This window comes from Peribacillus deserti (genome assembly GCF_002863585.1).
Lineage (GTDB): Bacteria > Bacillota > Bacilli > Bacillales > DSM-1321 > Paraperibacillus > Paraperibacillus deserti_A.
Genome location: NZ_PGUY01000013.1, coordinates 118,365 through 128,935 on the forward strand (window position 1 = coordinate 118,365; position 10,571 = coordinate 128,935).

A 10,571-nucleotide genomic window follows, 5' to 3' on the forward strand; every position below is an offset into this window, starting at 1 on the left:
CAATGTTTGATATATAAGATTTACATATGACCGCAACCTCAGCCCTATGATCTATTTCAAAGATTTGGTTCTATTAATTAAGTTATTTTATATATTTATAAAATTGGTATTTTATAATAATAATGTTGAATTCTGGTTTCTAAATAACTATAATTAGTATAACTATTCACAGAAACAGAATTGGAAGGTGACAAAGTGACTTTACAAAGCAAGCTAAAAAAAGGAACCCTCATCGCTGCAATGAGCCTCGGAATTACATTCATGTCAACTGCTCCTGGAACTACGGCACTTGCTGCTTCAGACAATTCAGCTCAGCAATTAGTAGATTCGTTGAATGTGCTTAAACTGGATCATGTAGATTATCTTTACGCATATCTGCAATCAGTCAATTTATCTGGCAAGGAATACAGCCAAATCGTAAAAAATACGAATCGTGCTAATCAAATCATTAGGAATACTAATGATGTTGAAAACCTTCCAAATTCAGCAAAAGTAGAGCTTCTTCGTATTATGATGGAGAATGTTAAACTGCTTCAGCTAAAGGCTGTCGCTATTGATGATAAAGGTAAGCCGGTGGACCTTATAAACTATCGACCTGGTACTACAGGGTTAAAAATTCAATTAACTGATCTTAATGGCAAACTTCTTGCCACTTTTGACCCGACTCTTGCGGATTTAAATGCACAAGCATTGCTTGCTAAGATTAATGCTCTTCAAGAGGCTGTAAAAGCAGTGAAAAAGATGAGCGAATCCGGCAAGTTCGTGGCGATGCCAAGTGCATCACTTCCGAATACAGCTACTGAATTACCAACAATGATAGCATTAGGCGGATTGCTAGTTGTTTTAGGCGGGGCAGCACTTGTACCTGCAGTCATCTATACAAGAAAGACTAAACAGCCTGCTGGAGCTTAATCTTCAATGAAGAAAAAAAAGAAAAGAAGAAGTAAAAAATGGAGATGGGTACTCTTAGGAGTTCCCATCTCCATTATCCTGTTAGGCCTCGGGATTATTGCATACTTTGGTTTAGATTTAACGAAGCAGACCGTCATGCTTGCTCGTGCAGCTACCACAGAACATAAACCAGATTTACCGCAGAAGAAATTCGAACAAGCCTGGCCAGAGCTTCCTGCACCCGGTGAAAGCCTGGGTGAGCTTACATTTCCGTCTCTAAAATTAAACGTTCCTGTGGTTCAAGGTACTCATGATGAGGAATTGAAAAAAGGAGCAGGACATTTTGCCGGCAGTGCCTTGCCGGGACAGGGCGGACAGGTACTCCTCAGCGGTCACCGTGATACGGTATTTACTAAACTGGAACATTTGAAAAAAGGCGATAAAGTTACTTTTACAACCAAGTATGGTGACTTTGTCTATGAAGCAACGAGCTTCAAAATTGTTCCAGCCGACGATCAGACCGTTAATGTTGCGAAAAATTATGAAACCTTAACTCTTTCAACATGCTATCCATTCGATTTTATTGGGGATGCGCCTGATCGATATATTATCTACACGAAGCTTGTCTCAATGCCTGATATAGAAGTCGCAAAAAAGTAGCAGAAAATCTGCTATTTTTTTTGTAATTTATTAAGTAGATCTAGCGCTATAATTCTGTACGTGAAAAAACCACTGAAATGACATCCAGTGGTTTTTTCTTGTTGTCAAGCTCCAGGGTAACTCTTTTCGCAATAGTAAAAATATCGTAAATGTTTTATAAATTCAGTTAGATTTTTGGGACTTTTGTGGTATATTATTCTAGCAATTATAATATGTGGAAGGGAAACGTGAATTTATGTCGTTTAAACGAAAGTTTAAGAGGATGCTGGCGACTACTGTTGCTGCCGGACTGATTTCAACTCAAATGGCTTCTCCTGCTCTAGGGGCTCAGGCCAGCAAAGCAAAACCAGCTAAAACTCCTGCTGTTCCATTTGTCATTTCTTCACCTCTTGTCAGTATTACTAAAGGAACAAATGCTTCTGTAACTGTAGCGCCTAAAAAGGGCCATTCAGGAGCCGAAACGGTTGTGTTTCAGCTGATGAATGGGAAAAATCTTATTTCCCAGGCTGCTGTAGAGGCAGACATAAAGACTCCGCAAAAGTTTTCTGCACATTTTAACTCAAGCGATCAAAACAACTGGGTTCAAGTGTATGTGGTATCCAGCTTCAATGAAGAAACGAACCGCTTAGGCACAAGCCTTGCGACATCGGTAACAAGTGCACCTTTCAAATTGCGCATTATGGAAACAACTGATATTCATACAAATCTATTAGCCTACGATTATTTTAAAGACGCGCCTTCTGATGCCGTTGGTTTTGCAAGAACGGCAACCTTGATCAAACAATCAAGGAAAGAAGTGAAAAACAGCGTTCTGGTCGATAACGGCGACTTAATCCAGGGAACTCCTCTTGGAACATATAAGGCGAAAGTCAAGCCTTTGCAAAAAGGTGAAGTCCATCCTGTATATAAAGCCATGAACCAGCTTGGTTATGATATGGCTACATACGGAAACCATGAATTTAACTATGGCCTGGATTTCTTGAATGAAGCCACGAATGATGCAAATTTCTCATATGTAAATGCGAACGTTTATGTAAAAGACAAAGATAAAAATCCGAATAATGATAAGAATAAATTTACCCCTTATAAAATTGTTTCAAAGAAAGTCTATGACGTCAGCGGCAAATCCAAAACTGTCAAAATTGGCTATATCGGCCTTGTTACCCCACAGATTACTGACTGGGATAAAGGCAATTTAGAAGGAAAAGTCACTACTAAAGGCATTATTGAAACAGCTAAGAAATATGTACCTCAAATGAAAAAAGCAGGGGCAGATATTGTCATTGCGCTTACTCACTCCGGCTTTAATGCGGATACAACGAACTCAGAAGATACGGTATATGGTTTAAGCAAGGTTGCAGGAATCGATGCCATCACGTTCTCACACACTCACAAAGTTTTCCCAACCCAAGATGACAAGACACTCGATGGTCTTTTTAAAGATGCAAAAGGAAATGTACTTCCGGGCGTAGATAATCAAAAAGGTACCATTAACGGCGTTGCAGCGGTACAAGCTGGGTACGGCGGCAATACCCTTGGGATTATCGATCTTGACGTGCAATTCGTTAAAGGCAAATGGGAGGTTTATCAGTCCCAATCTACAACTAAGGCCACTTTTAATAAAACAACAGGCGTTAAAGCACCTGATGATGCGGGTGTTGTAAAAGCTGTCCAGACAGACCATGCAGCAACCCAGAAATATGTGAACACGCCTATCGGAAAAACGACAGCACCGATTCACAGCTATTTTGCACTTGTGCAGGATGATCCATCTGTCCAGGTAGTTACAGCTGCACAGAAGTGGTATGTAGAAAACTATATCAAAAATAACCGTCCGCAGTATAAAGACCTGCCGATCCTTTCCGTAGGCGCGCCATTTAAAGCAGGACGAAACGGTGTAGAAGAATTTACCGAGATTAAACAAGGCGATTTAACGATCCGCAGCGCAGGGGATTTATATCTGTATGACAACACGTTAAAGGCTATCAAAGTAAAAGGCTCTGTAGTCAAAGAATGGCTTGAAATGTCTGCGGGCAAGTTCAACCAGATTGATCCAGCCAAAACAACAGAACAAGCATTATTGAATCCTGCTTTCCAGGTGTATAACTTCGATGTAATTGACGGAGTTCAATACCAGGTAGATGTAACAAAACCGGCACGTTATGATGAAAAAGGCGTTAAAATTTCTGATTCAAGCCGAATTAAAGGTTTAACGTATAACGGAAAGCCAGTCGATCCGAACCAGGACTTTGTCGTTGTGACGAATAACTACCGTGCATCAGGCGGCGGTAATTTCCCTGGAGTAAAAGGCAGCGAATATGTGGTTGATTCACCAGATGAAAACCGCCAGATTTTGATGGATTACATCTCACAGGCAAAAGAAATTAATCCAACTGCCGACAACAACTGGTCGATTGCTCCAATTTACTCTGACGTGAATGTTACTTTTACTTCTTCACCTAAAGGCGAAGAGTACCTGACTAAAGACAGCAATATCACGTATACAGGAAAAACAGATGCTAACGGATTTGGCATTTTTAATCTAAAGCTGACTCAGCCTGAATAATATTAATTGAGAAGCTTCTATTTCTTATAAAAGTCAATGGTGGCCCGGATGTACTATCTTCCGGGCTTTTTTTATTAAATACATTTTTTAAATTTTCACCAATCCTCTATATACTTCCGTAAGAACTAAGGAGATTTTACCTTTATATGCAGGAGCGGATGAATTTGAAAAAAATTACGTATGTGAAATTTGGTTATGATTTGGTTATGGCACTTACTATCAATAAAGAAACCCCTGAAGAAAAACCTCAGAGGTTTATGGCCTGTATTAGGATTTGGACAATATATTGTATGGAACTTATTTCTTATTGGTACAGGCATTTCAACACCATTTTTTCACAAAGTGATATTAAATAACTTATTAATAACCGCCAGCAAATGTAGCTCCAATAATAATGAGCAGAATAAATAAAACAACGATTAAGGCAAAGCCTCCTGCAACGCCTCCGCTATAGCCTTCGCATCCGCCACCGTAGCCGCAAAATCCCATAATCCAGACCCCCTTTGTCCTTTAATGATATAGAGTATGCACTGAATTAAATGTTCGAAAGGGCAGAATAACTAGTGCTTGTACAAAAAAAGCAATATGTTTTATTTTTCAATATGAATGTGCTTGGCGGGCTGGCGTTTCACGAGATCGCGGGGCTTAGCCATTTCCATGGTTTTTCTTACTCCAGAAATTGTTGTTCTAACAATGTGGGTGCAGTTCAAAAAAAGCCTGCATTTTCTCTTAGCAATTAGCTGCAATTTTTTATCTGTTTAATAGAAAGTTAATTCTGAATATAGTCCTGGCTATTAAGATTTATAGGACTGGAGCCGTAATAAAGACTACTCCATAATTTTTAAAATAAGGAATGATTGAGTTTGAGAAAAGTTTTAGTTTTTATATGGCTGAGTTTACTGCTTATTGCAGGATGCGGATGTTCGTTACAATCTGCATCTTCGGTGGATGCTGAAAAACCGGTCAGGATCGGAATTATGCTGTCTGATGCCGGATTAGGTGATCAATCCTTCTCGGATGCAGGCTTTAAGGGACTTGAGGAAGCACGTGATGAATTGAACATATCGTTTGATTATAGAGAAATTAAAGATGCAAAAACCTATGAAAAGAGACTTGAGGAGCTTGTCAATCAAGGAAATGATGTGGTTATCGGTCTCGGGTTTTCGATGCAGGAAGCGATTGAAACCGTTGCAAAAAAGTTTCCAGATCAGACCTTTTTATTGATAGACTCCGAATCAGAACTGCCCAATGTGCATTCCGTAACCTTTAAAGAAGAGGAAGGCTCGTATTTAATAGGTGTGATAGCTGGGATGAAGACAAAGAGCCATGTTGTCGGGTTCGTAGGCGGAGTAGATGTGCCGCTGATCAGAAAGTTTGAAAAGGGCTTTACAGAGGGCGTCAAGAAAGTGAATCCAAAAGCCAAAGTCATCTCCACATTTGCTGGCAGCTTTGACGACGACAAGAAGGGTATGCAGATCGCCAAGTATATGATTAAGCAAAAAGCTGATTATATATATCCAGCTGCCGGTTTTACTGGCGTTGGCGTACTGAATGAAGCGCAAAAATCCGGCATATATACATTCGGGGTGGATTCTGACCAATTTTATCTGGCTGAGAAAGCGGTTGTCACTTCGATGCTGAAACGTGTTGACGTTGCAGTTTATAATATTGCCAAAGAGCTCGTGAAGACAGGAAAGCTATCGGAAAAGAAGACTCAGCTTGGAATAAAGGAAGAAGGAATAGACACTGCACCCATTCGTGTCATTACCCTTACTTCTGCAGAAACGGACAAATTAAACGAATTTCGTAGACATATATCAGAAGGCACCATTCAAATTCAGCCTTAAACTCAGAAAGGGGTCAAATACAGCATGAAGCTTAAGCAAAAGATATTATTACTTTCCCTTATTCCTCTGCTCTTATCTTCTTGTATTATTGCTTTTAACATATTGCAGCTTAAATCTTTAAAGTCTTCAACAGAGACCATTGTTCGTATGCTGGTGAATGTGGAAGAATTAAATAGTTCTGCCAAAAGTCTAGCTAAGTCTCTTGGCGCCTATTCAATAAATGTCTCAGCAAGCAATGCACATGATATTAATGAGGACTTAAAAAAGACTAAGGCCGGCTACCAAAAACTTAAGGAACAAGTAACGGACCAGGGACAGAAAAAGACGCTTCAGGCCATAGATAAAAAATATCAGGAGCTGACGGTCACTGCTGCTAAGATCCTAAATGAAGAAAACCAATCAGAAGCAAAACGCCAGTCTCTGCGTACAAAAGGCATAGTGAATGACGTCATCGAGTTAAAAAAGATGATAAATGCGGAATATACAATCATGCAGACGAACCTGAAAAATCAAATCGATTGGATGGTCACATTTTCTATTACAGCAGTTCTAATTCTAATTGTAATCTGTGCGGTATCCGCAGTGATTTATGCAGAGAAAATTGTGAGGCCGATCAGGTTCATTACGAGTAACGCAGCAGAAATCGCGTCAGGGAATCTGGGCGTTCCAGAAATACATGTCAAAACAAAAGACGAAGTGTTTGCATTAAATCAATCATTCACGACCATGGTGGACCACTTGCGCGAATTGATTGACCAGGTAGGCACCAGCGCCAGCCAAGTGGCCGCATCAGCAGAGGAGCTAATGGCAAGTGCGGATGAAACGATGCGCGGTACCGAGCAGATTACCGCAAGCATCCAGCAGGTTTCGGCTGGAGCGGAGCAGCAGACGCGGAAATCGGAAGAATCCGCATCGGCAGCACAGGAAACCACCTCCGCCGTATCAAAAATTGCTGATAATGCTGAGGCTGTTCTGGAGCTGGCTGCATCAGTGAATGATCAGACCCATCTCGGCTCACAGCTTGTTAGCGAAACCCTGAATTCTATGAATCTCATTCATGGATCGGTAGAAGAAACAGATCGAGTACTGAGCGGTCTGCACAAGCGTTCTGCAGAGATTGGGGATATTCTTGGATTGATTACGGATATTGCGGAGCAGACCAACCTCCTGGCACTGAATGCAGCCATTGAAGCTGCAAGGGCAGGGGAGGCCGGAAAGGGGTTCTCAGTTGTTGCCGCTGAAGTCAGAAAGCTTGCCGAACAAACAAGAAATTCCGTAACCCATATTTCTGAAATTACCTCCATCATGCAGAACGATACGAAAAAGAGCGTATCGTCCATTCTCTTTGTGAAAGAAAAAGTGGATGCTGGACTTGAAATTGCCGGCGAAACACAGGTTCGCTTTGATGATATATTATCCTCTGTCCAGAACGTGACTGAACAAATAAAGGAAGTTACACATGCTTCTGCTAAAATCAGCGGGGATATTTCAAGGGTATCGGAAAGAGTCAATGAAATGTCTCACGTTGCCCAGAGTGCCTCGCACCATTCAGTTGAAGTAGCTGCAGCTTCAGAAGAGCAGCTGGCTTCAATGGAAGAAGTAAGTGCTGCCGCTTCATCGCTTGCCCACCTGGCAGAAGAGCTGCAGAGCACGGTTGCTAAATTTCGATTGTAATAGAATTAATAAGTCTTTATTGGGTCTGGCCGCCGGGGAAATCTCGGCGGTTTTGATTTTATTTTGGGACCAATGTCGGCTTATTTGGTTACTGACACAAAGCTGCAGGGGGCAGTCTGTTTTGTCTTATCGTTGAAACGGTTATCAGGAGAATTTCATGTGAAGACAAGCATAGTGATCAGAAGAGAAGCATAAAGGCAGAAATTAAGAATGAAAGCAGGAGGATAAGCATTGATAGAAAGACAAGCATAAAGGCAGTTGGATAAGCATAAAGGCAGTGGGATAAGCAAAAAGCAGAAAACATAAGCATAGGATTTTGATAGATAAGCATAAACCTTGAGAACTTAAGCATAAACCCTTAAAACCTAAGCATAAATGTTTTAAAGACAAGCATAAGTTCCTTAAAGATAAGCATAAACCATTCAGATACCACTACAACACCCTTGAATCTGCAAAAAAACTTACAAAAACACTCTATTAACTTAGCGGTAGTGCACAAATATTAAGGTTCAGCTCCAAAAAAAAGTAATTTGCCCATAAAATATCATATTTACCTTCCAATATGGAAAATTGCGGGCGGCCCAAGCAAGCGGCAGGATCAGGCAATGGAATTTTAAGAGCTCAGCGCCCTGGAAATAACAAACACCTTTATTCCTCTAGGGAAGCCATTCCAAAGCTGCTATTCCTAGTAAATTATACCCCCGAACTGGTTATTTTAGGATATAATATTAAATATTCAAAAAAGACAGATAATGGTGTAGGGGGATATATGAGATTTCTTAAGATTATTTTTTATTATATGCTGGGAGTGTTAGGCATCACATTCATCAGTGTCATTCCTTCCGTCATTCAATCGAAAGGCATATATAATGTCTTTGCCTATGTAAAAGGATACTTTCTGTTTGCTGCCGAGTTTATCCGCTTGGAAAACTGGGTGTACATGTATAAGGAACAGCACTTTCCTCTATTGGATTATCTGAGGGAGCCTTTTGTTTATTCCGCTCAAATCTTTTTAAGTGCTATGGCGATAGGTTTTGCTGCCGCCCTTATCCTGACGATTCTTACTCACTTTTTGCCAAATGTTATCATTGTTCCGATAAAACGGCTGCTCAGCATACTAGAAACGGTGCCTGATTTAATGTTCGCATTCATGCTCCAGCTTTTTGTTGTTTATATGTTTAAAAAGATTGATGTAGAGCTATTCAAATTCACGGCATTGGGTGAAGAGAAAATCTACTTTGCCCCAATCCTGACTCTTTCCATTTTACCCATGATCTCATTGTATCGGCTTTTCTTATTACTGGTAGAAGAAGAGTTTTTGAAAAACTATACGGAGTTCGCGCTGTCAAAAGGCATTGGGAAAATGCGTATCCTATTGGTACATATATTTAGAAATATTTTCACATCGATTTATTATCATTCTAAAATTATCATCTGGGGAGGATTATCGAGCTTATTTATAGTCGAAACGCTATTCAATATGAGGGGCATCACAGCTTTTATAGCCCAGGATTTCCGGCCAATTGTGATAGCAGTATCCTTATTATTGATATTCACCCCCTTCTTCATCATCTACCAGGGAGCTTCTTTATTTATTAAACAAGAAGAATCGTCCATTGAATGGAGACTTTTTAAAGAAGATATAGCGAGCATAAGAAAATGGAAGCTTTGGCGGAGACTTCGCCAGGGAGGAAGCATTCTATTTATCCACCTAAAGAACCCGAAATTCTTTATCGGATTTACCTTTATTGCCGGTCTCCTGCTTTATAGTGTTTTCTATTATCTGCTTGCGGATGTGCCTATTAAAAATCTTACCTTTGTGAAGGATGCACAGGGGAAGATAGTCAGTGCTCCGCCGCATCCCCTATCCTCGCAGATGTTACTTGGTTCCGACCGCTATGGTAATAGCATATTGGATCTTATTATAGTAGGTGCCCGGTATACGCTTTTCTTTGGGATCTTAATAGCTGTACTCCGGGTTGCCGGCGGATTTATGTTTGCTGTACGATACGCATTCATGCTTAAGGACCATACACGGATGTTAATAGAAAAGATAGTAGACTCGATTCATTTCCTGCCATTGAGCTTGATTGCTTACCTATTATTGAGGCCGATCCTCTGGGGAAAGGGCTTTGGCATCTGGGTTTACAGCTTTACAGAACGGATTACATTAGAAGTGCTGATTCTGACCATCCTTGTTGTGCCATTGACTGCCGTGTTGATCGGGAACGAGATGCGACAGATATCGAAAGAAACCTTTGTGTTAAGTGCAAAAACACTGGGAGGTGACGACAAGCATATTCTGTGGACACATATATTTCCACATCTGGCTCCGCGATTATTCATTTTGTTTGGACAGCAATTTATTCAAGTGATGCTGATATTTGTCCACCTTGGTTTATTCCAGCTATTCCTCGGTGGAACGATTATTTCTGATAGTATCCTTCCAGATCCGCCATCAACATCGACGTATGAATGGTCAGGCATGATCGGGTCAACAAGGGAAGCTTTTTTATCCGGAAAGTACTGGATCATTCTCCCGACTCTCGGTGCCTTTATGTTAAGTATATTTGCCATGCAGCTCATGATTCAGGGGATTAAAGAGGTGCAGCAGCGTAAGGTTGGTGTTTTAGTCCCGAAATTGCTCAAACGAAGGAAGAAATCCATAAACGCTCGAAAAACGTTATCTTTAGAAGAAGAATCCTTTTCACTTGTCCATTCTAAAAAACGGAAGATGGATACGGCTGGTTAAAAATCTTTATTAATCATTCATTTATATGCAGTCTGGCAATCCCGGACTGCATTTTTATCTGGAATAGTATCGGGTTAAAACTAGGATTTAGAGAAACAGATGTCCTGTGGATCTTAGCATAAGGCTCTTTTCTAAAAGATTGTTGTTTTTTAATAGTTATGTGATCCTACCCTATTGATTA

8 protein-coding genes are annotated in these 10,571 nt (G+C 40.5%); 7 read left to right on the plus strand and 1 reads right to left on the minus strand.

Annotation, left to right across the window (positions count from 1 at the left end):
• Positions 1 to 195: 195 nt before the first annotated feature.
• The 4 genes from CUU66_RS04715 (at position 196) to CUU66_RS04730 (ending at position 4,473) form a co-directional block, all read left to right on the plus strand.
• Positions 196 to 912, plus strand: a complete 717-nt coding sequence (locus CUU66_RS04715) for a cell wall anchor protein (protein ID WP_101640519.1) — start codon at positions 196 to 198, stop codon at positions 910 to 912.
• A gap of 6 nt (positions 913 to 918) precedes the next feature.
• Positions 919 to 1,551 carry a class D sortase gene (locus tag CUU66_RS04720; protein ID WP_101640520.1) on the plus strand — a complete coding sequence of 211 codons (633 nt, stop codon included), beginning with the start codon at positions 919 to 921 and terminating at the stop codon, positions 1,549 to 1,551.
• 679 nt (positions 1,552 to 2,230) lie between these two features.
• Positions 2,231 to 4,117, plus strand: a complete 1,887-nt coding sequence (locus CUU66_RS04725; protein WP_374702971.1) for a bifunctional 2',3'-cyclic-nucleotide 2'-phosphodiesterase/3'-nucleotidase — start codon at positions 2,231 to 2,233, stop codon at positions 4,115 to 4,117.
• Between the two features lie 164 nt (positions 4,118 to 4,281).
• A complete protein-coding gene (locus tag CUU66_RS04730) occupies positions 4,282 to 4,473 on the plus strand; it encodes a hypothetical protein (RefSeq protein WP_142383700.1) in 192 nt (63 codons plus the stop codon).
• Between the two features lie 4 nt (positions 4,474 to 4,477).
• Here the strand turns inward: CUU66_RS04730 and CUU66_RS04735 are convergent, their stop codons facing one another.
• Positions 4,478 to 4,606 (minus strand): YjcZ family sporulation protein, encoded by a 129-nt coding sequence (locus CUU66_RS04735; RefSeq protein ID WP_101640522.1) that lies wholly within the window; start codon positions 4,604 to 4,606, stop codon positions 4,478 to 4,480.
• 368 nt (positions 4,607 to 4,974) lie between these two features.
• Between CUU66_RS04735 and CUU66_RS04740 the strand changes: the two genes are divergently transcribed.
• The 3 genes from CUU66_RS04740 (at position 4,975) to CUU66_RS04750 (ending at position 10,390) form a co-directional block, all read left to right on the plus strand.
• The gene (locus CUU66_RS04740; protein WP_257967898.1) at positions 4,975 to 5,964 is read left to right on the plus strand and encodes a BMP family lipoprotein; all 990 of its coding nucleotides are present in this window, start codon (positions 4,975 to 4,977) and stop codon (positions 5,962 to 5,964) included.
• Positions 5,965 to 5,988: 24 nt separating this feature from the next.
• Positions 5,989 to 7,638 (plus strand): methyl-accepting chemotaxis protein, encoded by a 1,650-nt coding sequence (locus CUU66_RS04745; protein WP_101640523.1) that lies wholly within the window; start codon positions 5,989 to 5,991, stop codon positions 7,636 to 7,638.
• Positions 7,639 to 8,407: 769 nt separating this feature from the next.
• On the plus strand, positions 8,408 to 10,390 hold the full coding sequence (locus CUU66_RS04750; RefSeq protein WP_180955154.1) for an ABC transporter permease: 1,983 nt from the start codon (positions 8,408 to 8,410) through the stop codon (positions 10,388 to 10,390).
• Positions 10,391 to 10,571 lie beyond the last annotated feature (181 nt).